Below are 15777 nucleotides of genomic sequence, written 5' to 3'. Positions count from 1 at the left end.
TCGAAATCCCTGATGAGTCGCATCGACACCCTCATGGCCCGGATGACGCTGGCCGAAAAGCTGGGTCAACTGACGATGACTGCCTCCGGCTACACGGTCACCGGGCCGGTGCTCGCGGGGGACTCCACGCAGTCGATCATCGACGGCACCGTCGGCAATCTGCTGAACATGGTCGGCGCCGGCCCCACGCACGAGATGCAGCGACTGGCCGTCGAGAAGTCACGGCTCGGCATTCCGCTGCTGATCGGCCTGGACATCATTCATGGCCATCGCACGCTTTTTCCGATCCCGCTTGCGGAGGCCGGCACCTTCGACGAAGACCTCTGGGAGCGCACGGCGCGCGAGGCCGCGCGCGAAGGCGCTGCCGAAGGCCTGGCGATGACTTTCGCGCCGATGCTCGATGTATCGCGCGATCCCCGCTGGGGCCGCACCGCGGAAGGCCCCGGCGAAGACCCTTGGCTGAACGCACGCATCGCGCAGGCCAAGGTGCGCGGTTTCCAGGGGGCCGATCTGTCGTCGGCCGAATCGCTGGCCGCCTGTGCGAAGCATTTCGTCGCGTACGGCGCGGTCACCGCGGGGCGGGAGTACGCCGCCGTGGACATCTCCGAGCGCACCTTGCGCGAGGTGCATCTGCCGGGCTTCGCAGCAGCGGTACGCGCCGGCGTCGCGACGCTGATGCCCGCCTTCACCGATCTCAACGGCGTGCCGATGACGGCGCACATCCCCTTGCTGCGCGACTGGCTGCGCGGCGAGATGGGCTGGGACGGCGTCATCGTCAGCGACTACAACGCGATCGCGGAATTGATCAAGCACGGGGTCGCCGCCGATCTCGTCGATGCCGCGGTGCTGGCGCTGAAGGCCGGYGTCGACATCGACATGATGGCCGACGCGTATCGCAAGGGCCTGCCGATCGCGCTCGAGCGAGGGCGGGTGACGATCGAAGAGATCGACGCGAGTGTGCGCCGCGTGTTGCGGCTCAAGGAGCAGCTCGGCCTGTTCGACGATCCCTACCGCCGCGGCGCGACACCGGAACCCGCGGCGGTTGTCGCCGAGCGGCGCACGCTGGCGCGCGACGCCGCGCGCAAGGCCATCGTCATGCTGAAGAACGAGCGCGACACCCTGCCCTTGCCTGCAGCGGCCAAGGCGCTGTGTGTCATCGGCCCGCTGGCCGACGCAAGCACCGAGATGAAAGGCCCGTGGTGGGGTGCAGGCGAACACGAGCCGGCCATCAGCGTGCTTGCCGGCCTGCGCGCCGCGCTGCCGCAGACCGACATACGCCACGCGTCGGGCGTCGCCATCGAGAGTGATGACGACAGCGGCATCGAAGCTGCCGTCGCGCTGTGCGACGGCGTCGACGCCGTTGTGCTGTGCCTGGGCGAGCGCGCCACGATGAGCGGCGAGGCGGCGAGCCGCGCCACGCCCGCGCTTCCCGGGCTACAACAGGCTCTGGCCGAAGCGGTGACGGCACGTGCACACGCGCTCGGCATCCCCGTCGTCGCCATCTTGTTTTCGGGCCGCCCGCTCGTCGTCCCCTGGCTGTCCGAACACGCCGATGCGCTGCTGGCTGCGTGGTTCCTCGGCGTCGAAGCCGGCCATGCGATCGTCGACGTGGTCACGGGCCGGGTAACGCCTGGCGGTCGCACGCCGATGAGCTGGCCGCGCGCCGTCGGGCAGTTGCCCATCTGCTTCGGCCAGCGTCCCACCGGCCGGCCGATGAATCCCGCCGACTACTTCACGAGCAAGTACCAGGACGTCGACAACACGCCGCTGTATGCCTTCGGCCATGGCTTGACTTACGGCCGGTTTTTCTACGATGAGCTTCAGGTCGAGCCGCGGCGCGTGCGCGAGCAGGACGCGCTGAAGATCAGCGTCAGACTGCGCAACGTTGGCGCGCGCGAGGCTGAAGAGACTGTCTTCCTGTTCGTTCGCGGCAAGCTGAGCCGTGTCACCCGGCCGCTGCTGGAGCTCAAGGGCTACGCGAAGCTGCGATTGATGCCGGGCGAAGCCGGCTCGGTGACCCTGGAACTGCCGGCGGCCGAGTTGCGCTACCTCGGGCCGGACCTGCAGCCCTTGTTCGAGGCGGGCGAAGTCGAGATCCTCGTCGGGCCGAGTGCCGAGCCATCAGGGTTGCTGCGCCAGACCATCGAGTTGTGTTGAAACCCTGGCGGTCCGGCGCGGACGGGTTGTGGCGGCACGCGATTTCATCCTGATCGTCCGTTGCCGCCGGCGATCAGTCCGCATCGCCGAACCCGGATTTCATGCCCGATGCGGCCCGCCTACTGATCAACCTGCAACGGTAACGCCGTTCCGCTCGAGCACCGCCAGCAGCTTTGGAATATCGGGCTGGCCGGCCGGGATCTCGCGGTCGACGGCGGCGAACATCTGGGCCGCCAAGGCGTCCTGCCCGGTGATCTCGAGCATCTGGCCGCCACCCTTGCCGTAGTGAAAGCCGTGCACCGTGCCGCGCGGGACATGCACGAGCGTGCCGGGCCGGCACATGTGGGCGTCGCCGTCGCAGAGAAACTCGACCTCGCCGCCAAGCACGTAGAAAGATTCGTCCCAGTCGTGGCTGTGCGGCGGCGGCCCGGTTCCCTCGTCACCCCGTTGCAGAGTGATGCCATAGCTCTGCGTCGCCGCGTTCGACGCCAGCACCGTCACCTGCGTGCCGAGCACGTTCAGAGGAAGTTCACGCCGGTCGGGCGTCAAGACAAAGTACGGAACCGTCATGTTCAATTCCCCCGGAGTGCGAACGCGATTCTGCGCGCCCGCGGTCCCGTCGGCGTATGCCGATGCACCGGATGCAGCCTTTTCATTCCGTTACCAAGGGCGGACCCTGCGAGCCAGTCCGCGATGGCCATCGGCATCACCGCGGACATCGTCCGGGAAATGCCGACGAGGAGCAGAAACCTCAGGGCGCGCGAACCGGCGTGACCTTGCGGATCAGGTTGCCGAAGGTGTCGGCCACGTACAGCGTGCCGCTGGCATCCACCGTCACCCCGTAAGGCTGCCTGAACGTAGCGGCCGCGCCGATGCCGTCCTGCGCGCCCAGCACGCCGGGCTGGCCGGCGATCGTGGAAACAATGCCCGCCGGCGTGATCCTGCGCAGCAGGCTGTTGCCCGTGTCGGCCACGTAGATGGTGCCGTCGCTGTCCACCGTCAGCCCGCCTGGCATGTAGAAAGATGCCGAGTTGCCGGCCCCATCGGCAGCGCCGATCCCGCCCGAACCGGCCAGCGTCGTGACCACGCCACCGGGCGTGATCTTGCGGATCCGGTTGTTGCCGCCGTCGGCCACATAGACGTTGCCGGTCGTGTCGGTCGCGATGCCGTAGGCCTGGCTGAAAGATGCCGCAGCCCCGGTGCCATCGGCGAAGCCAGAAGTGCCCGAGCCAGCCAGCGTGGTGACGTCGCCGGCAGGCGTGATCTTGCGGACGACGGCGCCGAGCAGTTCGATCACGTAGATGTTGCCGGCAGCATCGGTGGCCGCCGACGCAGGGCCGTAGAACGTGGCGGAGGTACCATGGCCATCGATGGAACTGGGGACACCGCTGCCCGCGAACGTGGTCACGTCGGCCGCGGGTGTGATCTTGCGGATCCGGTGGCCGGAGACTTCCGTGGCATAGGCATTGCCCGCCGCATCCAGGGCAAGACCAGCCAGGCCCCCGAACGAGGCTGCGGTGCCGTTGCCATCGAGCGAACCACCGCCGCTGCCACCGCCCGCAAATGTCGTGACATCGCCAGTGGGGGTGATCTTTCGCACGAGGTTGGTTCCCACATCCGACACGAGCAGGCCGCCGTTCTTGTCGACGACCACGCTGTATGGGAGGTAGAACGATGCGGCGTTCCCGTTGCCGCTGGCCGAGCCGGTGGCGCCGGACCCAGCAAACGTGGACACCTGCGCCACCGCCGCCGAGCAGGCGACCGCCACGTCGCCGACGTCGGCCGAGGCCTTGCCGCTGCCCTTGGTCACGGTGCAGAACTGCCACAGGGGCTGGGTGCGCACGCTGACCTCGTAGGCCGAACCTTCGGCGAGCGCGGTGGTAAAGGTGAACTTGCCGTTGGCCGAGAGCTTCAGGTCGTCGCCCGCGTTGTTCTGGAGCACCAGGCTGCCGGTCAGGCCGGCGACGGTGCCGCCGACCGTGTGCGTCACGACGACGGGGGTCTGCGGCGTCTCGGGCGTCTGGGGCTGCGCCGGCGCAACGATCGGCAGGAAGCCCGCGCCGCCACCGCCACCCCCACCGCCGCAGGAAGCCAGCAACACGATCGCACCGGCCACGGCGCCGCAGCGCCCGTAAAAACTCACGCGACTGGAAAACATCCACTGCCCTCTTTGGTTTTATCGATTCACGACGAGAAACCCGCGCTCCGCGCCTGAACGCCCGAAAGGTTTCACGCTGTTGATTTTTGTTATCTATTTGTTTCTTTGCCATCGCCGAAAATGGGTAGATGGCAGCGCGCGGCACGGCTGCGCCCGCCCGTGCGGCACCGCGGCGGGCGGGGCGGACGAACCGCCTGAAGGTCATGAGGTTGGGGAGCGGGGCCCTGGCCCCGGGAGCGTCAGACCAGCTGCAGGTCCTTCGGCGCCACACCGTCGAACACCCGCGCGAGCTGTGCCGGCGAGAGGCCGTACATCCGCCTGAACAACCCGCCGAACACCGCCCGGTATTCGTTGAGCACCGGGTAGTCGCGGTTCTGGAACAGCGTGGCCTGCGTCAGTGCCTGCTGCTCGCCGACGATGCGCCCGCCGGCCTGCGCCGAGAGGCCACCGCCAAGCACCCAGTAGACGGTGCCGTGGCCGTGGTCGGTGCCGCGGTTGCCGTTCTCGCGGAAGGTGCGGCCGAACTCGCTGATGACGACCACCACGGTCTGACGCCATGCGTCGTCGCCCATTTCCTGGGCGAAGCCGGCCACGCCGCGGCCCAGTTCTTCGAAACGGTTGGCGAGGTAGCCGGTGGCGCCGCCCTGCCCCACGTGCGTGTCCCAGCCGCCGACATCGACGAAGCCCAGATCGAAGCGGTCGCGCATCAGCAAGGCCATGCGGCGCGCGACGAGCTCGAAGCCCTTGGCGGTCATCGCGTTGCGGCTGGCGGCGTCCATCTCGGCCTGCACCGCGCGCGTTACCTCGTCGCGTACCTGGAAGCCCTCGGCCACCGGCTGGGCCAGAGTGGTGTTGCGGTACATGCTCGTGATGATCTGGCTCTGCCGCGCGTCGATGCCCGAGCGTGCGTTGCCCGCGATCGCCATGTTGGCGGCCTTCGCGTTGCCACGCATCGAGATGGGCAACTGGTCGGTGAAGGCAATGGGCGACACGTCGGTAACGGGCCCCGCGCCGAGCACACCGGCCAGCCGATTGAGAAAGCCCGAGCGGTAGTCGCGACGCTTGTCGAGCGCCTGACCGAGCTCGATGGAGTCTTGCGTTTCGAAGTGGCTGCGCGTCAGGTCGTCGGTGCCCGCGAAGGCGACGAAGGAGGCCTGCTTCTGCTGGAACATCGGCATCACGCTCTGCGCCAACGCGGGGTGCAGGCCCCAGTCGTTGTCGAGCGGCAGCGCACCGTTGGGCGTGCCGGGGCGTGCGATGGCGATGTTGGGGCGCGAGGCGTAGTAGAAGTCGCTACTCGTGGGCACGAGCAGGTTGCTGCAGTCGTACGCGCCGCGCAGGAACACGACCAGCAGCTTGGCGCCTTCGGCTGCGGGCGCAGCCATCAACTGGCCCGCGGCGCCCGCAAACGGGGCAGCGGCCATGAGCTTGAGCAGTTCTCGACGTTGCATGACGGTTGTCCTTTCTTCTGTCTTGCCCCTTCCCCCTTTGGGGGAAGGTTGGGATGGGGGCACGACGGCGTTCGATTGACCTCGGTGATTCATCAAACGCCGCATGCCCCCACCCCTGCCCTCCCCCAAAGGGGGAGGGAGAAAAACCAAAACCTCAACGGCGCATCAACTCCGGCGACGCCAGCAGGAAGGTGTTCCACTCCTGCGGGTTTTTCGCCTGCCCCAGCGCCTCGCGCGTGTCCGCGCTCATGCCGACCTGCATTGCGCGCACCGCGTGCGAATCGGCCAGTTGCGGGAACGCGGGCTTTTCCAGCGGCGCCTTGTCGTCCGCTCGAAACAGCACCGCGCCGTTCGCACCGATGGCGCGCGCGATCTCGAAGCGCGTGTTCATCTGCCCCGCACTGGCCCAGGCTGCCTCGTTGAGCGGATAGCCGTCGGGCGTCTCGTGGCCGTACAGCTGTTCACCCATGCGGTTGATCCAGCCGAGCATCGGGTTCACGTTCGACACCACGCGGTCGTCGTAGGCAAGCCGCACGCCGGCCATCACGTAGTGCACCGGGTCGCGGAACTTGCGGCCCAGCGAGGCAGCGAACTCGGGCGATTCGAACAGTGCCTTCAGCGTGATGGCGATGTCGCCGTCGCTGCGCGTGAAGGCCGCGGCCATGCGGTCGACCAATGCCTGCGGCGGATCGTCGGAGACGAAGTACACGGCGAGCTTGCGTGAGATGAAGCGCGCGGTGGCCGGCGCACGTGCCAGGCGGTCGAGCGCCTCGTCGGCCTCGGCCAGGCCGCGGCTCTTGATGGGCTGGCCCAGCAGCGTCTTCGGCCCGTAGTCGTGCCGGTTGGGGCTGAACTCGAACAGCCCCTTGCGCACGTAGTCGGCGCGCACGGCCGGCCGCACGTTCGGCGGCGGCGCATCGAGCGGCTGATAGCTCACGCCCACGCCGGTGAGCACGCGCGCCAGCTCCTGCACGTCGGCCTGCGAATACCCGCCGCCCACACCCAGCGTGTGCAGCTCCATCAGCTCGCGCGCGTAGTTCTCGTTGATGCGGTTGGCGGCGTTCTGCGCGTTGTCGAGGTAGCGCAGCATCGCCGGGTGATGCAGCGTGGCGCCGAGCAAGTCGCGGAATTTGCTGAGCGCATGCGGGCGAATCGCGTTCTCTTCGTAGTCACCCACCATCGCGCGGATGTTGTCCTTGCGCAGGTTGACGTTGAAGTGGTTCATCCAGAACCACGTCATCTGCTCCTGCAGCTGGTTGGGCGAGTACAGCGCGCGCAGCACGAAGCGTTGTTGCGCCTCGCGCACCAGCTCGTTGAGCCGCTGCTGGTAGGCTTGGCGCGCGGCTTTCTTCTGGTCTTCGTCGGGCAGCGCATCGGCGGCCTTGCGCTGCGCGTCGAGTTCGGTAACAAGCTGGTCGAGCGGCGTGCGCGAAATGCTCATCGCATCGATCTGCGCCTGTGCCGCGGGCGGCAGCGGCGCGGGCCGCGGATTGAGCTGGTCGCGCATCCACAACGACAGGCCGCGTTTTGCAAGCTGCGCGTCGCTGCTCGCGTTGGCGCCCCAGCTCACCCGGTCGAGCCAGCGCAGGCGCGTGGCGTCATTGAGCGGCGCGGAGGGCAACGATACCGACACCACGGGCCRCTGATCGCCCGGTGCACTTGCACAAGCCGCGAGCAAGGCCAGCGCACACGCGCCGAGCGCCATCGACGCGCGGCGCACCGAAAAGATCGACGCGGCGGCCGGCACCGCCATCACTCCCTGCGCATGTCGTGACGGCGCACGTCGCCGATGGCGTGCTGCGCGGTGTTGAGCGCCAGGTCTACGTGCGCCAGGCCGCGCTGCTGGAACGGCCGCGAGCGCGGGTCGTCTTCTTCGCGCGCCACATCGGAGCGCACCTTGCGCAACAGATCGACCGCCGCGTGCAGGCGGCCATCGCGGGGCAGCCACGCATCAATGGGCTCGCGCCATTCGAGGGGTTTGCCGTCCAGCCATGCAGCGTGCTGCAGATCGCCGATGGCGGCGTGGATCTCGTCGACCACCACCTGCTCGTCGCGCGAGATCTGCCCGTCTTCGGGGCGGCGGTGCTCCACCTTCCAGGCCGCTGTTTGCAGGTCGGACAAGGCGTGGAGGTAGAACGGGTGCCTGCCGTATTCGTCGGCCAATGCGGGCAACGAAGCCGCTGCCATGAGGGCGAGTGCGGCGATTAGGCTTTTCTTCTTCATCTTCGGAGCTCCTGGGAGTGATGGCGAGTCAAGGACGCCTCCTCAACCATCGGGACCCGCTCCGCGTTGACGCTCTTTACCCTCGTAACGCTGCGCAAAGACAGCGCCTAAGCGCCGGCTAAGTCAGGCCACGGACAGGGTCGCCGGCGCAGCGCCGGCAATCTGGCGCAGTGCGCGCTCGAACACCTCGACCGGCTGGCCGCCGGAGATCAGGTGCTGGTTGTTGATGATGATCGCGGGCACCGAGTGGATGCCGGCATCGGTGTACATGCGTTCGCGCTCGCGGGTCTCGGCGGCGAACTCGTCGCTCGCCAGGATCTCGCGGGCACGTGCCGCATCGAGCCCGGCCTCGGTGGCCGCGCGCACCAGCACCTCGGGATCGGACGGGTTCTGGCTGTCGGTGAAGTAGGCCTTCAGTAGCAGCTTCTTGAGCGCCGCCTGCTTGGCCGGGCTTTCGAGCTCGGCCCAGTGCAGCAGCCGGTGGGCGTTGAAGGTGTTGTAGACCCGCGGACGGCCCCCGGGGCTGAACTCGAAGCCCACGGCCGCGCCGCGCTGGCGGATCATCTCGCGCGATTGCGCCTGCTGCTCCCGCGTGGAGCCGTATTTCTGGTTCAGGTGCTCGAAGGTGTCCTGGCCTTCGGGCGGCATCTGCGGGTTCAGCTCGAAGGGTTGGAAGTGCAGCTCGGCCGTGACCTCCGGTGCCACGCGCTGGATTGCTGCCTCGAGCGAACTCAGGCCAACGGCGCACCAGGGACAGGACACGTCGGAGACGAAATCGATCTTGAGGTGGGAAGTCATGGCGCCATTCTTCACGGCGCCACAACCCTTGGTGCGCGCAAGGTTTTCACTCAGGCAGCGGCCTTGGCCATGCGGGCGTCCGACAGCGTCTGTTCGCGCAGCCGGTCGTACTCGGTCTTCTCGACCGGAACCGCATCGGGCTGGCCCAGGTCGTTCATGTGCACGCGGTAGGTTTCGCGGGCGGTCCAGGCCGAGATCGCGGCGATGGCGCAGATCGCCAGCGTGATGGCACCGACGGTCAGCGGGATGTTGGCCGCACCGGGGGGCGCGACCGCCACGAACAGCGCCGGCAGCAGCGCAGTGATCGCGGTGCCGATGTTCTGCGAGATCGCCATGCCAGAGACGCGGGTGCGCGTGGGGAACATCTCCGGATAAAAGCTCGGGAACACGGCGTTGTAGCCCTGGTAGACCACGCCCCACATCAGGAGCGACATCACGATGGCCAGCGGCACGTTGTGAATGCTGATGGCGTACAGGTAGCCGAACGACAGCAGGCCCGAACCGAGGGCGCCGACGACGATCGGCAGGCGGCGGCCGATCTTGTCCGACAGGTTGCCGACGAACGGGATCACGATCACGGCCAAGATGTTGCCCATCACCGGAATCCAGAGGTAGATGTCTTTCTCGAAGTTGATGCCGTAGCCCGGCTGCACCGCGTAGGCGGCGCCGAAGATGGTCGCGACCACCGGGATCACGTTCATCAGCGAGCACAGCAGCACGCGCAGCATGTCGCCCCAGCTCTCGGTCACGGCCTGGATCACCGGCGCCTTCGGCACCTTGGCGCTCTTGTCGACTTCGGCGAAGGCGGGGGTCTCGTCCACTTCCTTGCGGATGATGTAGCCGGCCACGATGACGATGAAGCTCAGCAGGAACGGAATGCGCCAGCCCCAGGAGTTGAAGGCGTCCTTGTCCATGTAGTGCGCGAGCGGCAGGAACACGGCGGCCGCCATGATCTGGCCGGCCTGCACGCCCTGCAGCGTGAAGCTCGCGAAGAAGCCGCGGCGTCCGAACGGCGCGTGCTCCAGGATCATCGAACTCGCCCCGGAAATCTCGCCGGCCACCGCGAAGCCCTGGATCAGGCGCAGCACCACCAGCATCGCGGGCGCCCACAGGCCGACCTGGTCGTACGTGGGCAGCAGGCCGACGGCGATGGTGGAAAAGCCCATCAGGAACATGCAGAGAATCAGCACGGTCTTGCGGCCGTGCGTATCGCCCCAGTGGCCCAGCAGCAGTGCGCCGATCGGCCGTGCGACGTAGCCCACGCCGTACGTCGCGAGCGACGCGATGATCGCGATCTGCGGGTCGCCCTTGGGAAAGAAGATCTGGGGAAAGATCAGCGCCGCGGCGGTGGCGTAGATGAAGAAGTCGTAGTACTCCAGCGCCGAGCCGATCCAGCCACTGGCGGTGGCTTTCTTCGACTGGTGCCTGCCTTGCGGCTCGTGGGCCGTGGTGTTTGCCATGGTTTGTCTCCGGGTTGACGAAAAAAATCTATTCCTGCGCCTGCGATGCCATGCGCGCAGGCGCGTTGAGCGCGCCGTAGGCGTCATAGCCCGCGGTGCGCTGTGCAAGTTCGAAGAAGAATCCGCCTTCGATGCTCTCGGTGTAGATGTGCAGGTAGTCGCCTGCCGGCGAACGGTCGAACAGCACGCCGGCCGCGCGCAGGCGCGCGAGCAGCGCCGGGTCGAGGTCGATGCGCGTGGCCAGGTCGTCGTAGTAGTTGTCCGAAATGGGCACGAAGCGCGTGCCGTTGGCGCGCAGCCGCGCCACGCTCTCGAAGATGTCGTCGCAGCGCAAGGCAATGTGGTGCACCGCGCCGCCGCCGGTCACGCTCAGCGTGCGCGCGGTGCGGGTGCGCTGGCTCAGCGAGACGTTGAGCACGAGGCGCACGCTGCGGTCCGCATTGGCGACGCCGCGGCTGCGGATCAGGCCGAAGGGGTCGGCCAGCTCGAGGCTTTCGCCGGGCTCGAGCCCCAGCACGGCGCGGGTGAACAGCACCCAGGTGTCGAGCTGGTCGAGCGCGAGGCCGAGCGCCACGTGGTCGATCTGCTTCAGGCCGGCGCCGCTGGCATCGAGCGCGTCTTCTTCGAGGATGAAGTCGGCTTCGTACAGGCCATTGGCGCCCAGCGCTTCGGGCACGAAGTGGATCAGGTTGCCGCCCGGCGTGACGATCGCCGGCACATGCAGCTCGTTGGGGCCGACCGGGCTGTCGTGCCGCTGCGAGCGCATGGCGGTCGCGCGATCGACGGCCGCCAGCGGATCGGCGCAGCGCACGCCCAGCGCGCACACCGAGGTGCCGTGCGCATCGAAGCGGCCGCGCGCAAAGGAATCGGGCTGCGCGTTGACGATGAGGTTGATCTCGCTCTGCCGGTACAGCGTCACGGCCTTGGAACGGTGCCGGCCTGCGCGGCGGAAGCCCAGTTGCAGCAGCAGCGCGTCGAGCTTTTCGGCCGAGGCTTCGTCGGCAGCGAATTCGATGAACGACAGGCCCGAGAGCGCCGGCACCGGCGGCGGACTGAACAGCTCGACACGCAGCGGCTGCGCAGGCGCGTCCAGCCGCTGCCTCGCCTCGCTCTCGAGATACAGCAGCGAACGCATCGCATCGACCGCGGTGCGCCGGTTCGGGGTCTCGCGGAAGATGTCGTTGAAGATCTCCAGCGACAGTGGCCCGGTGTAGCCCGCGCGCAGCACCTGCGTGAAGAAGCCGACCACGTCGAAATCGCCCTGCCCCGGGAACGAGCGGTGGTGGCGCGCCCACTGCAGCACGTCCATCGAGAGCAGCGGCGCATCAGCCATCTGCAGGAAGAAGATCTTGTCGCCGGGAATGTCGGCGATGCCCGCCGGATCGTCCTTCAGCGACAGCGTGTGGAAACTGTCGAGGATCAGCCCGAGGTGCGTGTGGTTGGCACGCCGCACGATGTCCCAGGCCTGGCCGTACAACGAGGTGTGGCGCCCCCAGGCCAGCGCCTCGAAGCCCACGCGCAGGTTGCGGCGCGCGGCGCGCTCCGCGAGTTCGTGCAGCTGTGCGGCCGCAAGGGCCGGGTCGCCGATGGCCAGCGGCGAGGTGTTGGAGCAGCACAGCACCATCGGCGCGCCCATCGCCTCCATCAGGTCGAACTTGCGCTCGGCGCGCTCCAGGCTGCGGCGGAACTGCGGCTCGGGCATGCCTTCGAAATCGCGGAACGGCTGGTAGAGGTCGATCGAGAGGCCCAGGTCCGCGGCGATGCTGCGCAGCTCCGCGGCGGTGCCCTTGAAGTTGATGAAATCTGCCTCGAACAGCTCGAAGCCGTCGAAGCCCGCGGCCGCGATGGCTTCGAGCTTCTGGCGCAGCGTGCCGCTGAGCGATACCGTGGCGATGGAGCGATGCATGGGTTGGACTTTAGAAACCCGCAGCCCGCGCCACAACTTATTCAGCGCCCTCTTGATCGATTATCGAACGCAGCCGTTCATTATTCGAACGAAATACGGGATACACCTAGGCCTCGGCCACGGCGGCAGCGCCTCAGAGGCTGCGCCAAAAATCGATCAGCAGCTGTGCGAACTCGACGGGGCGCTCCACCGCGCTCAGGTGGGCGGCATCGATGGTCGCCAGGCGCGCGCGCGGAATCGTGGCGGCCATCGCCTCCGACATCGCCATCGGCGTGGCCTCGTCCTGCAGCCCGCCGATCACCAGCGTCGGCACGGCGATGCGGTGGTTGCTCTCGCGGAAGTCGATGGCGGCCACCGCGTTGCAGCTCTCGATGTAGCCCTGGGCGTCGGTGCCCACCAGCACGTCGTGCAGCGCCTTCGCCGCGGCCGTGCCTTCGGGCGTGCCGACATAGGCCGGCGTGAGCCAGCGCGCCACGGCGCCGGGTGCGATGGCCGCCACGCCGTTGGCGCCCACCGTCTCGGCCCGCGCGCGCCACGGCGCCTGGTCGGGGTAGTAGGCGGACGAATTGGCGATCACCACGGTCTTCAGCAGCTCGGGATGCCGCACCGCCAGCGCCTGCGCGGTCATGCCGCCCATCGAGAGGCCGACGAAATGCACGGGCTCGCCCTGCGCCTCGCGCTGGATGAGCTCGGCCACGTCCTGCGCCAGGGTCTCGACGCGCAGCGTGCCGGGCACCACCTCGGAAGCGCCGTGGTTGCGGTGGTCGTAGCGCAGCACCGTGTGGGCGCGCGCGAGCTGCGCCGCCACGCCGTCCCACATCTGCAGGCTGCAGCCCAGCGCATGGCTGAGCACGACGATGGGGCCCTCGCCTTCGCAAACGACATTCAAGCGGGTCATGGTGTTGTTTCCTTTATCGGATGTTGAAGACGTGGCAGCCAGAGGAACGCAATCGCCAGCAGCACGCAGCCGGCCAGCAGCATCGGCACGACCATCGGCCAGGCGCCGTGGGAGAAATCGGCATCGACAAAACGCGCGGCGAGTTGCCCCACGCAGAACGCGACCATCATCATGCCGAAACCGGACCACGACACGGCCCGGCCTGCGAGATGCGGCAGGTCGCCCACCGCGCCGGCCTGCCCGCAGGGCTGGTGGATGCCGTGGCCGAGGCAGTACACCGCGTGGCCCAGCAGCAGCGGCACGGCGCTCGGCGGCATGAGCCAGCAGCCGAGCGCCTGGACGATCGCGCCCGCCATGCTCAACGAAGCACCGAGCCGCACGGTGCGCACCGGCCCATGGCGGCGCAGCAGGCTGCGGCACATGGTGGTGCTGAAGATGTAGACCAGCGAGCCGCCGGCCGGGATCCAGCCGTACATCGCAGGCGACCAGCCGAGGTAGCCGATGTAGACCATGGGCGAGAGCAGCAGGAAGCAGAACAGCCCGCCGTAGGTCGTCGCCGCCACCGAGGCCCAGGCCCGGAAGGCGCGGCTGGCGAACACGGCGCGCGTGCTGCCGCGCGGCGCGGACGATTCACCCGTCAGCGGCTTGCGCGTTTCGCCGAAGGAGCGCCAGCACAGCGCGAACAGCAGCGCCGCATAGACGGCCATCGCCACCATCACCCAGCGCCACCCCGCGCCCTGCACCAGCCACGCGCCGAGCAGCGGCGCCATCAGGCCGACCACGCCGAGGCCCGTGAGGCCGCGCGCCATCACGTGCGGGCCTTCGTGTGCCGGATAGAGATCGCGCACCGCGGCGCGCGCGCACACCAATATCGCTGCCATCGAAAAGCCCTGCAGCGTGCGCCAGCCCGCGAGCATCGCCACGCTGCCCGCGAACGCGCCGCCGAGCGCCGCAACCGCATAGCAGCCGAGCCCGGCCAGCAGCACAGGCCGCCGGCCGAACCGGTCCGCCAGCGGGCCGCACAGCAGCTGCGCAAAGCCGAAGGCCAGCACGAACAGCGTGAGGCTGGTGCTGGCCAAGCCAAGCTCCTTTGCAATCGCGGGCAGCGCCGGCAGGTAGCTGTCGGTAGCGACCGGTTGCGCCGCCAGCAGCAGCGGCAGCATCAGGCTGAACGAGACATCGAACCGGCCCTTGCGGGCGACCGGCGCGCTCACTGCGCTGCCGACGGAGGTGCCGCGGGCAGCAGGCCCTTCTCGCGCAGGATGTTCGTGGCAATGCCGAAGGCATGGTTGGCCACCGGCACGCCGCAGTAGATGGCGGCCATCATGATGACTTCCTTGATGTCGTCCGGCGTGAGGCGCGACGCGGGCGGACCGTCGAGTGCGGCGCGCACGTGCATCGCGAATTCCTCGTACGCATGGATGCCCAGCATCATCGACAGCACCATGTAGCGGCGCGTCTTGTCGCCCAGCGCCGGGCGGCCCCAGATGTCGTTCCACGCGTGGCGCGTGATCAGTTCCTGGAACTCGGCGTTGAAGCCGTTGCGGTTGGCGAGCGACTTGTCGACCCAGGCGTCGCCGAGCACGCGGCGGCGGTTGACCAGGCCGCTTTCGTAGTCGTTGGCGTCGTTGCTCGGGGTTTCGGGGGCGGTCATGGGGTGAGTTCCTTGTCGGAGAGCCTGGCTTGCAGCGCCTTCACTTCGGCCATCGCGATCTGGCCGGCGTTCACGGCCAGCGCGGGGTCGAACCATTCGTCGGCCGCTTCGCGCGGCAGTTCGGCACGCAGGCGGTCGATGTTGGCGCGCATGCGCACAACGTCGACCTGCAGGCCGGGCAATGCGCCAGCCATCGCGCGCACGCTGCCGTGGGCCGACATCAGCAGTTGCGGCCATTCGGCCAGCTCCGCCTGCCAGGCGCCGAGCGCGCGCTCGTGTTGCTGGGGCATCGCGCCGAGCAAGGCCGCCACGCGCTGCGGTGCGCGGTGCGCAGCGGCGATGGCGACCATCGAGGCCACCGGGTTGCGCTTGTGCGGCATCGCCGACGAGCCGCCGCGGCCGGGTTCGCTGGGCTCGGCGACTTCGCCGACTTCGTACTGGCCGAGCAGGGCAATGTCGACGGCGATCTTGCCGAGGCTGCCGGTGATCAACCCCAGCTCGCAGCCGAGTGCGACCCACTCGTCGCGCTGCGTGTGCCACGTCGCGCCGGGATCGCCCAGGCCGAGCTCCCTGGCCATGCGCCGGCGCACCGCGGCGCCCTGCCCCTTCATCTGCGCCAGCGTGCCGACAGCGCCGCCGAGCTGCAGCTGCAGCGCATGCCTTGCCGCATCGCGCAGCCGGATGCGGCTGCGCACCAGCGGCGCTGCCCAGCCCGCGCACTTGAAGCCGAAGCTGGTGACCGAGGCCGGCTGCATCAGCGTGCGCGCGAGCATCGGCGTCTCGGCATGTTTCGTGGCAAGGCGCAGCAAGGCATCGGCCGCCTTGGCCAGGTCGGCCTCGACGAGCGCCACCGCCTCGCGCGTGACCAGCGCCATCGCGCTGTCGATCACGTCCTGGCTGGTGCTGCCGAAGTGCACGAAGGGTGCAGCTTCGGCATTGAACAAGCCCACGGCCTCGCGCAACGCCTTGACCAGCGGGATCGCGACGCTGCCGGCGCGACCGCTCTCGCGCACGATCTTGGCGACGTCGAACAGCTCGACCTTGCAGCTGCCGACGATCGAGTGCGCGGCGC

Annotated in this window: 13 protein-coding genes; 1 reads left to right on the top strand and 12 read right to left on the bottom strand. The window is 68.4% G+C overall.

What is annotated here, in order from left to right:
• Window positions 1–33 precede the first annotated feature (33 nt).
• Entirely contained in the window at window positions 34–2157 is a 2124-nt protein-coding gene (locus tag AC1DXX_RS26545; protein ID WP_478137204.1) for a glycoside hydrolase family 3 N-terminal domain-containing protein, read from the top strand.
• A 126-nt stretch (window positions 2158–2283) separates the two neighbouring features.
• Here the strand turns inward: AC1DXX_RS26545 and AC1DXX_RS26540 are convergent, their stop codons facing one another.
• The 12 genes from AC1DXX_RS26540 to AC1DXX_RS26485 form a co-directional block, all read right to left on the bottom strand.
• A complete protein-coding gene (locus AC1DXX_RS26540) occupies window positions 2284–2727 on the bottom strand; it encodes a cupin domain-containing protein (protein ID WP_478137203.1) in 444 nt (147 codons plus the stop codon).
• A 181-nt stretch (window positions 2728–2908) separates the two neighbouring features.
• Window positions 2909–4315 carry an NHL repeat-containing protein gene (locus AC1DXX_RS26535; RefSeq protein ID WP_478137202.1) on the bottom strand — a complete coding sequence of 469 codons (1407 nt, stop codon included), beginning with the start codon at window positions 4313–4315 and terminating at the stop codon, window positions 2909–2911.
• A gap of 239 nt (window positions 4316–4554) precedes the next feature.
• A complete protein-coding gene (locus AC1DXX_RS26530) occupies window positions 4555–5766 on the bottom strand; it encodes a DUF1501 domain-containing protein (RefSeq protein WP_478137201.1) in 1212 nt (403 codons plus the stop codon).
• A 154-nt stretch (window positions 5767–5920) separates the two neighbouring features.
• Window positions 5921–7519 carry a DUF1800 domain-containing protein gene (locus tag AC1DXX_RS26525; RefSeq protein WP_478137200.1) on the bottom strand — a complete coding sequence of 533 codons (1599 nt, stop codon included), beginning with the start codon at window positions 7517–7519 and terminating at the stop codon, window positions 5921–5923.
• Window positions 7519–7989 (bottom strand): hypothetical protein, encoded by a 471-nt coding sequence (locus AC1DXX_RS26520; protein ID WP_478137199.1) that lies wholly within the window; start codon window positions 7987–7989, stop codon window positions 7519–7521. The genes AC1DXX_RS26525 and AC1DXX_RS26520 overlap by 1 nt, the downstream gene beginning before the upstream one ends.
• Window positions 7990–8112: 123 nt before the next feature.
• The gene (locus AC1DXX_RS26515) at window positions 8113–8787 is read right to left on the bottom strand and encodes a DsbA family oxidoreductase (RefSeq protein ID WP_478137198.1); all 675 of its coding nucleotides are present in this window, start codon (window positions 8785–8787) and stop codon (window positions 8113–8115) included.
• A 50-nt stretch (window positions 8788–8837) separates the two neighbouring features.
• Window positions 8838–10247: an MFS transporter gene (locus tag AC1DXX_RS26510; protein ID WP_478137197.1), complete on the bottom strand. Its 1410-nt coding sequence runs from the start codon at window positions 10245–10247 to the stop codon at window positions 8838–8840.
• Between the two features lie 28 nt (window positions 10248–10275).
• Window positions 10276–12153, bottom strand: coding sequence for a bifunctional sugar phosphate isomerase/epimerase/4-hydroxyphenylpyruvate dioxygenase family protein (locus AC1DXX_RS26505; RefSeq protein WP_478137196.1), 1878 nt, complete (start codon window positions 12151–12153; stop codon window positions 10276–10278).
• 133 nt (window positions 12154–12286) lie between these two features.
• A complete protein-coding gene (locus AC1DXX_RS26500) occupies window positions 12287–13051 on the bottom strand; it encodes an alpha/beta fold hydrolase (protein WP_478137195.1) in 765 nt (254 codons plus the stop codon).
• Window positions 13048–14214, bottom strand: a complete 1167-nt coding sequence (locus AC1DXX_RS26495) for a multidrug effflux MFS transporter (protein ID WP_478137218.1) — start codon at window positions 14212–14214, stop codon at window positions 13048–13050. The genes AC1DXX_RS26500 and AC1DXX_RS26495 overlap by 4 nt, the downstream gene beginning before the upstream one ends.
• Window positions 14215–14261: 47 nt before the next feature.
• Window positions 14262–14705: a carboxymuconolactone decarboxylase family protein gene (locus AC1DXX_RS26490; protein WP_478137194.1), complete on the bottom strand. Its 444-nt coding sequence runs from the start codon at window positions 14703–14705 to the stop codon at window positions 14262–14264.
• The coding region (locus tag AC1DXX_RS26485) for a lyase family protein (protein WP_478137193.1) at window positions 14702–15777 on the bottom strand (1076 nt) is incomplete at its 5' end. The genes AC1DXX_RS26490 and AC1DXX_RS26485, both read right to left, overlap by 4 nt.

Source organism: Variovorax sp. P4_B10 (genome assembly GCF_056402375.1).
This window is presented reverse-complemented; position numbering and strand designations above follow the sequence as displayed.